This window comes from Micromonospora sp. WMMD1219 (assembly GCF_049315215.1).
Taxonomy (GTDB): Bacteria; Actinomycetota; Actinomycetes; order Mycobacteriales; family Micromonosporaceae; genus Micromonospora; species Micromonospora tulbaghiae.
The window spans coordinates 6,035,001-6,048,937 of the sequence record NZ_CP186057.1 but is presented as its reverse complement, the minus strand read 5'-3'; the positions used below and the strand labels follow the sequence as shown (position 1 = coordinate 6,048,937).

13 protein-coding genes (1 of these 13 only partly in view) are annotated in these 13,937 nt (G+C 73.8%); 4 read left to right on the top strand and 9 right to left on the bottom strand.

Annotated features, from left to right (window positions below):
* Positions 1-8: 8 nt before the first annotated feature.
* From pflA to ppdK, 5 genes are all read right to left on the bottom strand, one after another.
* Positions 9-791 (bottom strand): pyruvate formate-lyase-activating protein, encoded by a 783-nt coding sequence (gene pflA / locus ACN27C_RS28210; protein WP_120570468.1) that lies wholly within the window; start codon positions 789-791, stop codon positions 9-11.
* Positions 788-3,031, bottom strand: a complete 2,244-nt coding sequence (gene pflB, locus ACN27C_RS28205; protein ID WP_422749258.1) for a formate C-acetyltransferase — start codon at positions 3,029-3,031, stop codon at positions 788-790. The genes pflA and pflB overlap by 4 nt, the downstream gene beginning before the upstream one ends.
* A 66-nt stretch (positions 3,032-3,097) precedes the next feature.
* Positions 3,098-4,108, bottom strand: coding sequence for an alcohol dehydrogenase AdhP (gene adhP, locus ACN27C_RS28200; protein ID WP_422749256.1), 1,011 nt, complete (start codon positions 4,106-4,108; stop codon positions 3,098-3,100).
* 168 nt (positions 4,109-4,276) lie between these two features.
* Positions 4,277-4,720, bottom strand: a complete 444-nt coding sequence (locus ACN27C_RS28195; protein ID WP_357898728.1) for a hypothetical protein — start codon at positions 4,718-4,720, stop codon at positions 4,277-4,279.
* A 12-nt stretch (positions 4,721-4,732) separates the two neighbouring features.
* Positions 4,733-7,393, bottom strand: coding sequence for a pyruvate, phosphate dikinase (gene ppdK / locus ACN27C_RS28190; RefSeq protein WP_422749254.1), 2,661 nt, complete (start codon positions 7,391-7,393; stop codon positions 4,733-4,735).
* A gap of 133 nt (positions 7,394-7,526) precedes the next feature.
* On the opposite strand from ppdK, the gene ACN27C_RS28185 reads away from it, so the two are divergent.
* From ACN27C_RS28185 to ACN27C_RS28175, 3 genes are all read left to right on the top strand, one after another.
* Positions 7,527-8,030, top strand: coding sequence for a GNAT family N-acetyltransferase (locus ACN27C_RS28185; RefSeq protein ID WP_120570463.1), 504 nt, complete (start codon positions 7,527-7,529; stop codon positions 8,028-8,030).
* Between the two features lie 9 nt (positions 8,031-8,039).
* Positions 8,040-8,666: a hypothetical protein gene (locus tag ACN27C_RS28180; RefSeq protein WP_120570462.1), complete on the top strand. Its 627-nt coding sequence runs from the start codon at positions 8,040-8,042 to the stop codon at positions 8,664-8,666.
* A gap of 144 nt (positions 8,667-8,810) precedes the next feature.
* Positions 8,811-10,166 (top strand): hemolysin family protein, encoded by a 1,356-nt coding sequence (locus ACN27C_RS28175; RefSeq protein WP_121686097.1) that lies wholly within the window; start codon positions 8,811-8,813, stop codon positions 10,164-10,166.
* Between the two features lie 79 nt (positions 10,167-10,245).
* Here the strand turns inward: ACN27C_RS28175 and ACN27C_RS28170 are convergent, their stop codons facing one another.
* The 4 genes from ACN27C_RS28170 to ACN27C_RS28155 are packed head-to-tail and all read right to left on the bottom strand — an operon-like array spanning position 10,246 to position 12,608.
* Positions 10,246-10,563 carry a PRC-barrel domain containing protein gene (locus tag ACN27C_RS28170; RefSeq protein WP_252448462.1) on the bottom strand — a complete coding sequence of 106 codons (318 nt, stop codon included), beginning with the start codon at positions 10,561-10,563 and terminating at the stop codon, positions 10,246-10,248.
* Complete coding sequence (locus ACN27C_RS28165; protein WP_357898719.1) at positions 10,550-10,930, bottom strand: hypothetical protein; 381 nt, start codon at positions 10,928-10,930, stop codon at positions 10,550-10,552. The genes ACN27C_RS28170 and ACN27C_RS28165 overlap by 14 nt, the downstream gene beginning before the upstream one ends.
* On the bottom strand, positions 10,927-12,177 hold the full coding sequence (locus tag ACN27C_RS28160) for an NRAMP family divalent metal transporter (RefSeq protein ID WP_358172771.1): 1,251 nt from the start codon (positions 12,175-12,177) through the stop codon (positions 10,927-10,929). Before ACN27C_RS28160 ends, ACN27C_RS28165 begins: the two co-directional genes overlap by 4 nt.
* A 47-nt stretch (positions 12,178-12,224) precedes the next feature.
* Positions 12,225-12,608 (bottom strand): PaaI family thioesterase, encoded by a 384-nt coding sequence (locus tag ACN27C_RS28155; protein ID WP_175438812.1) that lies wholly within the window; start codon positions 12,606-12,608, stop codon positions 12,225-12,227.
* A 108-nt stretch (positions 12,609-12,716) separates the two neighbouring features.
* Here ACN27C_RS28155 and tyrS point away from each other — a divergent pair, with 108 nt between their 5' ends.
* Positions 12,717-13,937, top strand: partial view of a tyrosine--tRNA ligase gene (gene tyrS / locus ACN27C_RS28150; protein WP_120573845.1) — the 5' portion only. It continues 63 nt past the right edge of the window; 1,221 of the gene's 1,284 nt are visible here — the first part of the coding sequence; its start codon is at positions 12,717-12,719; its stop codon lies off the right edge, out of view.

The following is a 13,937-nucleotide window of genomic DNA, read 5'->3' as shown; positions in this document are numbered from 1 at the left end:
GGGACCGGTCAGGTGACGGTGAGGCCGCGGGCGGCGAACTGCCCGCGTACCCGGGTCAGCAGGTCGGCATCCGGCGGCTCGGTGTCGGCCAGCGGGAAGGTCAACCCCAGCTCGGCGTACTTGTGCGCGCCGAGCCGGTGGAACGGCAGCACCTCGACGCGCTGCACCGTGGCCAGCCCGGCGGCGACGTCGGCCACCCGTTCCACCTCGTCGACCGCGTCGGTCAGGCCGGGCACCAGCACGTACCGGATCCAGATCGGCGTACCCCGGTCGGCCAGCCGTTGCGCGAAGCGCAGCGTCGGCGCGAGCCGGCCGGTGCCGGTGACCCGGCGGTACGTCTGCGGGTTGCCCGCCTTGACGTCGAGCAGCACCAGGTCGGTGGCGTCCAGCAGCGCGTCGTCGGCGCGGACGCCGAGGAAGCCGGAGGTGTCCAGCGCGGTGTGCAGGCCGAGGTCGTGGCAGCGGCGCAGCAGCTCGCCGGTGAACGCCGGCTGCAGCAGTGGCTCCCCGCCGCTCACGGTGACGCCGCCGCCCGCGACCTGGATGAACCGGCGGTACCGGGTGGCGAGCGTGACCATCTCGTCCACCGTCCGGCGCCGGCCGCTGCGGCCGTACCAGGTGTCCGGGCTGTGGCAGTAGCGGCAGCGCAGCGGGCAGCCGGCCAGGAACACCACGAACCGGGTGCCCGGCCCGTCCACCCCGACCGAGGTGTCCCACGAGTGCACCGCGCCGGTGACGGCACCCGGCGCCGCCGGAGTCACCTCCGGCGGCGCGGGCGGGCGGCCGTTCACAGCGACCCGTGGAAGGTCCGCGACACCACGTCGCGCTGCTGCTCCGGCGTGAGCCGGACGAAGTTCACCGCGTACCCGGAGACCCGGACGGTGAGCTGCGGGTACCGCTCCGGGTGCGCCATCGCGTCCAGCAGCGTGGCCCGGTCCAGCACGTTGACGTTGAGGTGGAACCCGCCGGCGTCGGCGTAGCCGTCGAGCACCCCGGCCAGGTTCGCGATCCGCTCGTCGCGGGTGTGGCCCAGTCCGTCCGGCGTGACGGTGCCGGTCAGCGAGATGCCGTCGCGGGCCGCGTCGTACGGCAGCTTCGCCACCGACAGCGCCGAGGCGACCAGGCCGTGCGTGTCGCGCCCGTTCATCGGGTTCGCCCCCGGCGCGAACGGCTCACCGGCGCGCCGGCCGTCCGGCGTGTTGCCGGTGTGCTTGCCGTACACGACGTTCGAGGTGATGGTGAGCACCGACATGGTCAGCTCCGCGTCGCGGTACGTGCGCTGCCGGCGCAGCTTCTCCGCGAACGTCTCGACCAGCCACACCGCGATCTCGTCGGCCCGGTCGTCGTCGTTGCCGTACGTCGGGAACTCGCCCTCGACCGCGTAGTCGACGGCCAGGCCGGTGGCGTCGCGCAGCACCTTCACCCGGCCGTACCGGATGGCCGACAGGCTGTCCACGGCGACCGACAGCCCGGCGATGCCGGTGGCCATGAACCGGCGCACCGGGTGGTCGTGCAGCGCCATCTCCAGCCGCTCGTAGGCGTACCTGTCGTGCTGGTGGTGGATTACGTTCAGCGCGTCGACGTACGTCTGCGCGAGCCAGTCCAGCGTCCGGTCGTACGCGGCCAGCACCTCGTCGTAGTCGAGCGTCTCGCCGCCCACCGGTGCGGCCGGCGGGGCCACCTGCGTGCCGGTGAGCTCGTCCCGGCCGCCGTTGATCGCGTACAGCAGCGCCTTCGCCAGGTTCGCGCGGGCGCCGAAGAACTGCATGTCCCGGCCGACCCGCATGGCGGACACGCAGCAGGCGATCGCGGTGTCGTCGTCGTACGCCGGGCGGATCAGCTCGTCGTTCTCGTACTGGATGGCGCTGGTGTCCAGCGACACCTGGGCGCAGAACCGCTTGAACCCCTCGGGCAGGCGCGGCGACCAGAGCACAGTGAGGTTCGGCTCCGGCGCCGGGCCGAGGTTGTAGAGCGTCTGGAGGTAGCGGAACGCGGTGCGGGTGACCAGCGGCCGGCCGTCCGCGCCCATCCCGCCGAGCGACTCGGTGACCCAGGTGGGGTCGCCGGAGAACAGCTGGTCGTACTCGGGGGTGCGCAGGAAGCGGATGATCCGCAGCTTGATCACGAAGTCGTCGATCAGCTCCTGCGCGCCGCTCTCGTCCAGCCGCCCCTCGGCGATGTCCCGCCGCAGGTACGCGTCGACGAACCCGGCGGTGCGGCCGAGCGACATCGCGGCGCCGTTCTGCTCCTTCGTGGCGGCCAGGTAGGCGAAGTAGAGCCACTGGATCGCCTGCGCGCCGGTGGCCGCCGGGCGGGAGATGTCGAAGCCGTACGAGGCGGCCATCTCCCTCAGCTCACCGAGCGCGCGGATCTGCTCGGCCAGTTCCTCCCGGTCGCGGATCACGTCGTCGGTGCTGCGCCGGTCGTCCAGCGCCGCCTTGAGCGCGCGGCGCTCCTCGACCAGCCGGTCCACGCCGTACAGCGCCACCCGGCGGTAGTCGCCGATGATCCGCCCGCGCCCGTACGCGTCGGGCAGCCCGGTGATGACGTGCGAGCGCCGCGCCGCCAGCACGTTCGCCGGGTACGCGTCGAACACCGCGTCGTTGTGCGTGCGCCGGTACCGGGTGAAGATCTCGTGCACGCGCGGGTCCGGTTCGCGCCCGTACGCGCGCAGCGCCGTCTCCACCATCCGCAGCCCGCCGGCCGGCATGATCGCCCGCCGCAGCGGCGCGTCGGTCTGCAACCCGACGATCAGCTCCCGCTCCCGGTCGATGTAGCCAGGGGCGTGCGAGGTGATCGTCGACGGGGTGGCCGCGTCGACGTCGTACACGCCGCGCCGCCGCTCCTCGCCGAACATCTCCCGCAGCCGGTCCCACACGGCGAGCGTGCGCGGCGTCGGCCCGGTGAGGAACGACGCGTCCCCGGTGTACGGCTCGTGGTTGTGGCGGACGAAGTCGGCCACGTCGACTGTCTCCTGCCACGCTCCGGCGTGGAATCCGCGCCAGGGGGCCAGGGGTTCGGTGGCGGTCATGTCGGTCCCTCTCCGGGCGTCGGCGGTGGCCCGGTCCCCGCCGGGTGCGGGGACCGGGGGCGGGGGTCAGGGCTGGAGCACGAGCCGGGCGGCGACCCGGCCGGCGAGGACGTCGTCCACCGCGTCGTTGATGTCGTCGAGCTTGCGGGTCTGGTAGACGACCCGGGTGCGGCCGGCGGCGTGCAGCGCGAAGACCTCGGCCAGGTCGGCGCGGGTGCCGACGATCGAGCCGAGCACCGTGATGCCCTTGAGCACCGTCTCGAAGACGGGCAGGGTGATCGCGTTGTCGGCCGGCAGCGACACCAGCACCAGCCGGCCGCCGCGGCGCAGCGAGCGGTGGGCCTGCTCGATCACCCGGGGGCTCGCGGCCAGCACGATCGCCACGTCCACGCCGCCCAGCTCGGTGATCCGCTCGACCGGGTCGGTGGTGGCGGCGTCGACGGTGTGCGCCGCGCCCAGCGACGTGGCCAGCTCCAGCTTCTCGGCGGTCACGTCCACCGCGACCGTCTCGGCGCCGAAGATCTGCGCGTACTGCTGCGCGAGGTGGCCCAGGCCGCCGATGCCGAAGATCGCCACCCGCTCGCCCGGCCGCACCCCGGCGACCTTGACGGCCTTGTACGTGGTGACGCCCGCGCAGGTCAGCGGCGCGGCCTCGAACGGGTCCACGCCGTCGGGCACGCGGACCGCGTAGCGGGCCGAGGCCACCGCGTACTCGGCGTGCGCGCCGTCGATGCTGTAGCCGGTGTTGCGCTGCGACTCGCACAGCGTCTCCCAGCCGGTCACGCAGTACGAGCAGGTGCCGCAGGCCCAGCCGAGCCAGGGCAGCGCGACCCGGTCGCCGACGGCGTGCTCGGTGACGCCGGGGCCGACCTGCTCGACCAGGCCGACGCCCTCGTGACCGGGGACGAACGGCGGGGTGGGCTTCACCGGCCACTCGCCGCGGGCGGCGTGGATGTCGGTGTGGCAGAGTCCGCTGGCTTCGACGCGGACCAGGATCTCGCCCGGGCCGGCCTCCGGCACGGGACGCTCGGTGATCTCCATCGGACGGTCGAACGCGGTGACGACACTGGCGCGCATCGGGGGCCTCCCTCGGTCTCGTTCTCACCCTCAGCGTCGTCGGTCCGGGCGCTGCCGGGCAGGGGCGCAGGACCGCGGTGACCCGGGACCAACGGCCCCCTCCCGGGCGGGCGGGGGAACGGCGGTACGGCCGCCGGTGACGTGCCGGCGGCCGTACCCCGGTGGTGGTCAGCGGTCGACGACCAGGCGGCGGGCCCGCAGCAGGCGCGCCCACCAGGGCCGGTGGTCCGGGCGCAGCCGCGGCGCCGGCACGCCGCGCAGGCTGACCCAGCCGCCCGGCCCCATGGTGACGGTGCCGACCGACGGCGGTCGGCGCCGCGACCACACCGCGACGGCGGCGGTGAGCGCCGCGACCGCGAACGCGCCGGTGGCGGCGGCGACGAGCTGGTCGGGTTCGACCACGCGCCGGTAGCGGACCCGGCCGCCGGCCGCGACGAACACGCCGACCGGGCGGCCGTCGCGGTGCACCGGCACCAGCGCGGCGTCCCCGGGCAGCTCCAGCACCGGGCCGACGGCTCCGGCCGGCGCGGGGGCGGGCGTCGCGGCCTTCGGCGGCGCCGGGCGGGGGAGCGGCGTGACAGCCGGTCCGGTCGGGTTGAAGATGGCGGTCATGACGCTGCCCTCCTAGCGGGAGTCGGACTTCTCGGTGCGGGCCTCGACCGCGGCGCGGCCGGCGGCCAGCCGCGCCACCGGCACCCGGTACGGCGAGCAGGAGACGTAGTCGAGCCCGGCCGCGGCGAAGAACCCGATCGAGTCCGGGTCGCCGCCGTGCTCGCCGCACACCCCGACGGTCAGGTCCGGCCGGGCCGCCCGCCCCTCGGCGACGGCGAGCCGGACCAGCCGGCCCACCCCGGTGGCGTCGATGCTCTCGAACGGCGACACCGGGAAGATCCCCCGTTCCAGGTACGTGGAGAAGAACGCCCCTTCCACGTCGTCCCGGGAGAATGCCCAGGTCATCTGCGTCAGGTCGTTGGTGCCGAAGGAGAAGAACCGCGCCTCGGCGGCGATGTCCCCGGCGGTCAGCGCCGCCCGGGGCGTCTCGATCATGGTGCCGATCGGAATCTCCGGTGCGTCCGGCACCTCGGCCAGCACCCGCCGCGCCTCGTCCGCCACCGCGGCGAGTTCCCGCACGTCACCGACCAGCGGCACCATGATCTCCGGGCGCGGGTCACCGCCGGCCCGGACCCGCTGCGCGGCCGCCTCGGCCAGCGCCCGCACCTGCATCGCGAACAGGCCCGGCACCACCAGCCCGAGCCGTACGCCCCGCAGCCCCAGCATCGGATTCGTCTCGTGCATCCGCCGCACCGCCGCCAGCAGCACGCCGTCGTGGCCCGGTTCCTCGCCGCGCGCCTGCGCGCCCGCCACCCGGGCGGTCAGCTCGGCCAGCGGAGGCAGGAACTCGTGCAGCGGCGGGTCGAGCAGCCGGACGGTGACCGGCAGCCCGTCCATCGCGGTGAGCAGCCCGAGGAAGTCGGCGCGCTGCAACGGCAGCAGTTCGTCCAGCACAGCGCCCACCTCGGCCGGGCTCTCGGCCAGGATCAGCCGCTCGACCAGTTCCCGGCGCTCCCCGAGGAACATGTGCTCGGTGCGGCACAGCCCGATCCCTTCGGCGCCCAGCTCGCGGGCGCGCCGCGCGTCGTCCGGGGTGTCCGCGTTGGCGTGGACGCCGAGCGCGCGTACCGCGTCGGCGTGCCCGAGCAGCCGGTGCACGGCGGCGACCAGCGGGTCGGACTCCGGCCGCAGCTCACCGGTCAGGTACCGGGCCACCGGGGACGGCTGCACCGGCACCTCGCCGAGCCAGATCCGCCCGCTGGTGCCGTCGATCGAGATCACGTCGCCGGCGCGCACCACCTGCTCGCCGACTGTGAACTCGCCGCGCTCGACGTCGATGGCCAGCGCCTCGGCCCCGCACACGCAGGTCCGGCCCATGCCCCGGGCCACCACCGCGGCGTGCGAGGTCTTCCCGCCGCGCGAGGTCAGCACCCCGGCCGCGGCGATCATGCCGGGCAGGTCGTCCGGGTTGGTCTCCGGCCGGACCAGGATCACCGGTCCGTCGGCCGCCGCCGCGGCGGCCGAGTCGAACACCACCCGCCCGACCGCGGCGCCGGGCGAGGCGCCGACGCCGACCGCGAGCGGCTCGGGCGCGCCGGCGGCGTCGAAGGCCGGGAACATGAGCTGGGCGAGCTGCGCCCCGTTGACCCGGGTCAGTGCCTCGTCGGCCGTGATCAGGCCCTCCTCGGCCAACTGCGCGGCGATCACGAACGCCGCCGCCGCGGTGCGCTTGCCGACCCGGGTCTGGAGCATCCACAGCCGGCCGCGCTCGATGGTGAACTCGACGTCGCACAGGTCGCGGTAGTGCCGCTCCAACGTCGCCATGATCTCCCGCAGCCGGTGGAAACTCGCCGGGTCCAGCCGCTCCAGCTCGGTCAGCGGCACCGTGTTGCGGATGCCCGCCACCACGTCCTCGCCCTGCGCGTCGGTCAGGTAGTCCCCGTACACGCCGGGGGCGCCGGTGGCCGGGTCGCGGGTGAACGCCACCCCGGTGCCGGAGTCCGGGCCGAGGTTGCCGAACACCATCGCCATCACGTTGACGGCGGTGCCCAGGTCGTCCGGGATGCGCTCCTGCCGCCGGTAGATCCGGGCCCGCTCCGAGTGCCAGGACTCGAACACCGCGCGCACGGCCAGGAACAGCTGCTCGTGCGGGGCCTGCGGGAAGTCGTGCCCGACGTGCCGGGCGAAGATCTTCTTGTACGTCTCGACCAGGTCGCGCAACTGCCCGGCGCCCGGACCGTCCGGCCCGGCGGTGGCCCGCAGCGCGGCCAGCTCGTGCTCGAACTCCTCGGCCGGGATGCCGTGCACGGTCCGGCCGAACATCTGGATCAGCCGCCGGTACGAGTCCCAGGCGAACCGCTCGTCGCCGGTGCGGGCGGCCAGCCCGGCCACCGTGGTGTCGTTGAGCCCGATGTCGAGGATCGTCTCCATCATCCCCGGCATCGAGTACCGGCCGCCGGAGCGCACCGCCAGGAGCAGCGGGTCACGCGGGTCGCCCAGCCACCGGTCCAGCCGCGCCTCCACCTCCCGCAGGTGCGCGTTGATCTCCTCGTACAGGCCGTCCGGCGGCGCCCCGGTGGCCAGGTACGCCCGGCACGCGTCGGTGGTGACGGTGAACCCGGGCGGCACCGGCAACCCGAGCCGGGTCATCTCGGCGAGGTTCGCGCCCTTGCCGCCGAGCAGGTCGGCCCGGCTGCGGTCACCCTCGATGAAGTCGTAGACGTACTTCGACATGGTCCGGCCTCCTCGACTGCGTCGTTCCACCTCCTTGGTAACCGGGGCGGCCGGCGGCGCGGCAGGGCCGGACGGGACACACACCGGGCCGGAGGTCCCGACCGTGTCGGAGGGTGCCCGTATCGTTCCGGCCGTGACAGACGAGGTGCTGCTCCGCCCGGTGCGCGACGACGACCTGCCCGCCTTCTTCGCCCACGAGCAGGATCCGCAGGCGAACTGGATGGCCGCGTTCGGCCCGAAGGATCCGTCCGACCGGGCCGCGTTCGACGCGCACTGGGCGCGCATCCGCGCCGACGAGCGGATCGTGAACCGCGCCGTCATCGCCGACGGCCGGCTGGTCGGGCGGGTGGCGGCGTTCCCGGTCGGCGAGCAGACCGAGGTCAGCTACTGGATCGACGCGGCGCACTGGGGGCGCGGCCACGCCACCGCCGCGCTGCGCGCGCTGCTGCGGGAGGTGCCGCACCGGCCGCTGCACGCCCGCGCCGCCAAGGACAACGCCGCCTCGCTCGCGGTGCTGCGCAAGTGCGGCTTCGTCGTGGTCGGCGAGGACTCGGGGTACGCCCCGGCGCGCGGCACCGAGGTCGAGGAGTACGTGCTGGAGCTGCCCGCCGAGGGGTCTGACCAGGCAGACCGTTAGTCTCCCCGGGTGAACTGGCTGGAACTCGTCGGCTGGGCCGGCTCCGCGCTGCTGGTCTGGTCCCTGCTGCAGACCCGGATCCTGCGGCTGCGCGCGCTCAACCTGGTCGGCTGCCTCATCCTGATCGGCTACAACACCGCCGTGCAGGTCTGGCCGATGGTCGGGCTGAACGTCGTGCTCGCCGTGATCAACGTCTGGTACCTGCGCAAGCTGCTCGCCACCCGGCACGACGAGCAGACCTACCAGGTGGTCGAGGTGGGCACCGGCGACGCGTTCCTGGCCCACACGCTGCGGGTGCACGCCGCCGACATCGCCCGGTTCAACCCGGGCTTCCACTGGGACCCGGCCGCCGCCGACCGCTCGGCGTTCCTCGTGGTACGCGCCGACGAGGTGGTCGGCGTGATGCTCTCGCACGCCGAACCGGGCGGGGTGGCCCAGATCGACCTGGACTACGTGACCCCGCCGTTCCGCGACTTCACGCCGGGGGAGTTCGTCTACCGGCGCAGCCGCCTGTTCACCGACCGGGGTTTCCGCCGGGTGGTCAGCCCGCCCGGCATGATCGCCCCCTACTACCACCGGCTCGGGTTCCGCCCCGAGGGCGGCGCGTACGTGCTCGACCTGCCCGTACCGGCCTGAGCCCCGGCTCCGGTGGGTCACGCCGGGGCCGGTCATGATTCGGCGGCGGTCCCGCGGGGCAACAGAGGGCCACGCCGACCGGATCTGCCGGCCGGCGAGTCGGCCATCGGCCGACCCGGATCGGGCCGAGGGAGATAACCGGTCGTGCAGAGCTACTGGAGCCAGCTTGCCCTGGTCGGTGTGCTGGTGATCCTCAACGCGGTGTTCGCCGGCAGCGAGATGGCCCTGGTCTCCCTGCGGGACAGCCAGGTGCAGCGGCTGGAGCGCAGCAGCCGCGGCGGACGGACCCTCGCCCGCCTCGCGAAGGACCCGAACCGGTTCCTGGCCACGATCCAGATCGGCATCACACTCGCCGGGTTCCTCGCCTCCGCCGCCGCCGCGGTGTCCCTGGCCAAGCCGCTCGTCCCGCTGCTGGGCGTCTTCGGCAACGCCGCCGAGACGGTCGCCATCGTCGCTGTCACGCTGGTGCTCACGTTCGTCACGCTCGTCTTCGGTGAGCTGGCCCCGAAGCGGATCGCCATGCAGTCGGCCGAGCGGTGGGCGCTGCTGGTGGCCCGCCCGCTGGACGTGCTGTCCAGCATCACCCGGCCCGCCGTCTGGCTGCTGGGCGCGACCACCGACCTGGTGGTACGCCTGTTCGGCCTGGACCCGAAGGCCGAGCCGGACGAGATCGGCCCGGACGAGCTGCGCGACATCGTGGCCGGCAACCACGGCTTCACCAAGGAACAGCGCACGATCATCGCCGGTGCGGTGGAGATCGCCGACCGGCAGTTGCGGGCTGTGCTCGTACCCCGGTTGCAGGTCTTCACGCTCGACAGCGGCACCACGGCGGAGGCCGCCCGGCTCGTCCTCGCGGCGACCGGCCACTCCCGGGCGCCGGTGGTGCGCCACGGCGGCCTGGACGAGGCGGTGGGCGTGATCCACCTGCGGGACCTGGTCGGCGTCTCGGACGACCGGCCGGTCGACGAGATCGCCCGCCCGCCGATGCTGCTGCCCGACTCCCTGCCGGTGGTCGACGCGCTGCGCCAGTTCAAGGCCGAACGCCAGCACATCGCGCTCGTGGTCGACGAGCGCGGCGCGGTCGACGGGATCGTGACGCTGGAGGACATCCTGGAGGAGATCGTCGGCGAGATCTACGACGAGACCGACCGGGACCTGCGCGCCGTGCGCACCGAGGCCGACGGCACGCTGGTGCTGCCCGGCACGTTCCCGGTGCACGACCTGACCGACCTCGGCGTGGAGCTGCCGAACCGGCCCGCCGGCGACTACACCACTGTCGCCGGGCTGGTGCTGATCTGCCTCGGGCACATCCCGACGGTGGCGGGGGAGCAGGTGACCGTGGACGGCTGGGAGCTGGCGGTGGCCGACGTCGACCAGCGGGCCATCACCGAGGTGCACGTCCGCCGCCGCGGCCGCCACGACGGCTCCCCGGACGGCGACATCACCGACGACGCCGCCGACCCGGCCGACACGCCGGAACTGGACGACGCCCGCCGCTGACCGGCGCCCGGCGCGCGCTTCACCGGCGCTCGGCTCACCGGTGCTCGGCTCAGCGGGGCTCGGCTCAGCGGAGCTCGGCTCAGCGGCGCCCGGCGGGCGGGCCGAACGGGAAGCCGGGCACCGGCGGGAGCAGCTGCACCGCGTCGGCGGGCAGCTGACGGGTGCTCCGCCCGACCAGCCGGGCGATGATCCGCAGCAGCCACGGCCCGGACGGGTGCAGCTCCGGGCCGATCAGCCGGCTGATCACCCGGGTCCACCAGTGCCCGGCGACGATCACATCGGTGATCCGCAGCCGGTCCGGCGGCCACCCGCCGCGCACCACCACGTCCACCACCCGGCCCAGCCGCCGCCCGTGCAGGTCGTACGCGGTGCGGCCGAGCAGCTCACCCGCTCGCACGGCCGGACCCCGGGATGCGCTCGATCAGGTGCCGGCGCAGCCACGCCTCCACCGGTGACGGCGGCAGGTCCGCCGCCGGGCAGCGCAGCCGCACCGCGCTGTCCACGCGGGCGACCTCGGCCAGCGGTACGCGCAACGGCGGCACCGGCGGGTCGTCGGTGAACCGGTCCGCCACCGCCACCAGCAGCCGCCCGACCCGCCCGCCGATCCGCTCGCCGAGCGCGCCCTGCCCGGTGAGCAGGGCGTCCACGTACGGGAAGCCCTCGTCGTCGACCGCGAACGCGATGTCGTCGACGCGCCCGACCAGCCGCCCGTCCACGTCGACGATCTGCCGGTCGAGCAACCGCTTGGCGAGCTGAACCCTCATCGCCCCATCCCCGTCATGATCGCCAGTGGGATCGCCGCCACCGAGGCCGCCACGATGAGCAGCAGGAACACCGCGCCGAGCAGGTTCGTCCACCGCCCGTTGACCCGGTCGCCGAGATACCCGCGGTCGTTGGCGACCACCAGGATCGGCAGGTAGGTCAGTGGCAGCACCACCGCGCTCAGCACCAGCATGTACTCGGTCAGCCGCACCGGGTCCACAGTCGTCATCAGCATCACCACACCGAGCAGCAGACCGACGAGCAGCACGCTGTGGAACCGGGCCGCCTCCCGGGGACGGACCCGCTTGCCCCACTGCCACCCGAAGTACTGCGCCGCCGCGTACGCCGCCGACAGCCCGGTCTCCAGCGCCGCGCCGAACGTCACCGCGAAGAACGCCAGCACCGCGGCGGCCAGTCCGGCGCCACCGAGCGCGGTCGCCACCGGCCGCGCCACCTCGTCCAGCGTGCTCAACGATGCCCCGGACGGGTGGTAGGCCACCGTCGCGACGGCGATCAGCGACAACGCCAGGAACCCGCCCACCGGGAAGCCGATCAGCACGTTCGAGCGGGCCCGCGCCAGGTCCGCCGCGCTCCACCGCTCCTCGACGCCGCCGGAGGAGAAGAAGAACACCTCGTACGGGCTCACAGTCGAGGCGAACAGCGCCACCGCCACGAACCAGTACAGCGGCCAGCCGTGTCCGGCCGAGCTGACCTGCCACACGCCCTGCCCGAGTTCCGGCCAGTCCGTCGGCAGCGCCACCAGCGCCACCGCGAACACCAGCAGCGACAGCCCGGCCAGCCCGAAGATCCGCTCCATCAGCTCGAACCGCAGCCGCCACAGCACCAGCCAGACGGCCAGCGCGGCGAGCGGCACCCAGAACAGGTGGCTCAGCCGGGTCGCCAGTTGCAGCGCCAGCGCAACTCCGCCCAGCTCCGCGGCGAGCGTGACGACAGTGACCAGCCACGACGCGACCAGGTTGAGCAGCGCCACCCGCGGCCCGAGCCGCTCCCGGACCAGGTCGAACACCGCCCGTCCGCTCACCGCCGCGATCCGGCCGGCCATTTCCGCGTACGCGCAGATGCCGACCACCCCGACCAGCAGCACCCAGGTGTGGGCCATGCCGAACAGCGCGCCGGCCTGACTGGCCGCCACCAGGTCACCGATGTCGACGAAGCCGCCGACGGCCGACAGCACGCCGAGCGTGGCGGCGAACAGCTTCCTCACGTCGGGCCGGGCGCGGACGTCCACACCGAGGCGACGATATCGCCGTCAGCGCCCGGTTTCGGGCGAATGCGTCAGGCGGCGGTGAGGTTCTGCAGCCGCACCTGACCGCGGGCCACCAGCCGGCCGTCGGCGTCGGTGATCTCCACGAGCCAGAGCTGCTGGCTGCGGCCCCGGTGCACCGGCGTGCCGACAGCGGTCAGCTCCCCGTCACGCACCGCGCGCAGGAAGTCGGTCTGGTTCGACACCCCGACGACGTTGCCCTTGTCGCCCAGCCAGAGCGCGCCGCCGATGCTCGCCGCCGTCTCCACCACCGAGCAGTAGACGCCGCCGTGCTGGATCCCGTACGGCTGGTGCAGCTCCGGGCGCACCTTCCAGCGGATCACCACCCGGTCCCCGCTGACCTCGTCGAACGTCAGGCCCAGCAGGGCCACGAAGCCACCGGTCAGGTTCGGCATGTCCACCGCGGTTCCTCCTCGCGTTCGACGGGCGCCGCCAGCCTAGTCGCCGCCACGTCGGCAAACCCGGTACGGGCCGGGCCCGGGAATGGGGGAGAATCGGTGACCGTGACCGACAGCAACCTCCCGCAGGGGCGGGACTCCCTGACCGAAGACCTGCTGTGGCGGGGCCTGATCCAGGACTCGACCGGCCTCGACGACCTGCGCGAGCTGCTCGACGCCGGACCGGCCACGTTCTACGTGGGCTTCGACCCGACCGCCCCGAGCCTGCACGCCGGCCACCTCATGCAGGTCCTCACCGCGCGCCGGCTCCAGCTCGCCGGGCACCGTCCGCTGCTGCTGGTCGGCGGCGCCACCGGCCAGATCGGCGACCCGAAGGAGAGCGCCGAGCGCACGCTCAACTCGCCCGAGGTGGTCGCCGGCTGGGTGGAGCGCATTCGCGAGCAGCTCTCGCCGTTCGTCACGTACACCGGGGAGAACGCGGCCCAACTGGTCAACAACCTGGACTGGACCGGCGAGATGTCGGTGGTGGAGTTCCTCCGGGACGTCGGCAAGCACTTCCCGGTGAACAAGATGCTCGCGCGCGAGGTGGTCAGGGCGCGGCTGGAGACGGGCATCAGCTTCACCGAGTTCAGCTACCAACTGCTGCAGGCGAACGACTTCTTCGAGCTGCACCGCCGGCACGGCTGCCAGCTCCAGTACGGCGGCTCCGACCAGTGGGGGAACATCACCGCCGGCGTGGACTACGTCCGGCGGCGCGGCGCCGGGCCGGTGGAGGCGTTCACCACGCCGCTGGTCACCAAGTCCGACGGCACCAAGTTCGGCAAGACCGAAGGCGGCGCGGTCTGGCTCGACCCGCAGATGACCAGCCCGTACGCCTTCTACCAGTTCTGGGTCAACGCCGACGACCGGGACGTCAGCCGCTACCTGCGGTACTTCAGCTTCCGCTCCCGCGAGGAGCTGGAGGAGCTGGAGAAGGCCACCGCGGAGCGGCCGCAGGCGCGCCTGGCCCAGCGGGCGCTCGCCGAGGAGCTGACCACGCTCGTGCACGGCGAGCGGGAGATGGCCCAGGCGGTGGCCGCGAGCCAGGCGCTGTTCGGCCGCGGCTCGCTCGACGAGCTGTCCCCGGAGACGCTGCGCGCCGCGCTGACCGAGGCCGGCCTGGTGCACCTCGACGAGCTGCCGGACGTGGCCGGCCTGCTCAAGGAGTCGGGCCTGGTGCCGAGCATGAAGGAGGCCCGGCGGGTGATCGCCGAGGGCGGCGCGTACGTCAACAACACCCGGATCTCCGAGGTGGACGCCACCGTCTCGGCGGACGACCTGCTGCAC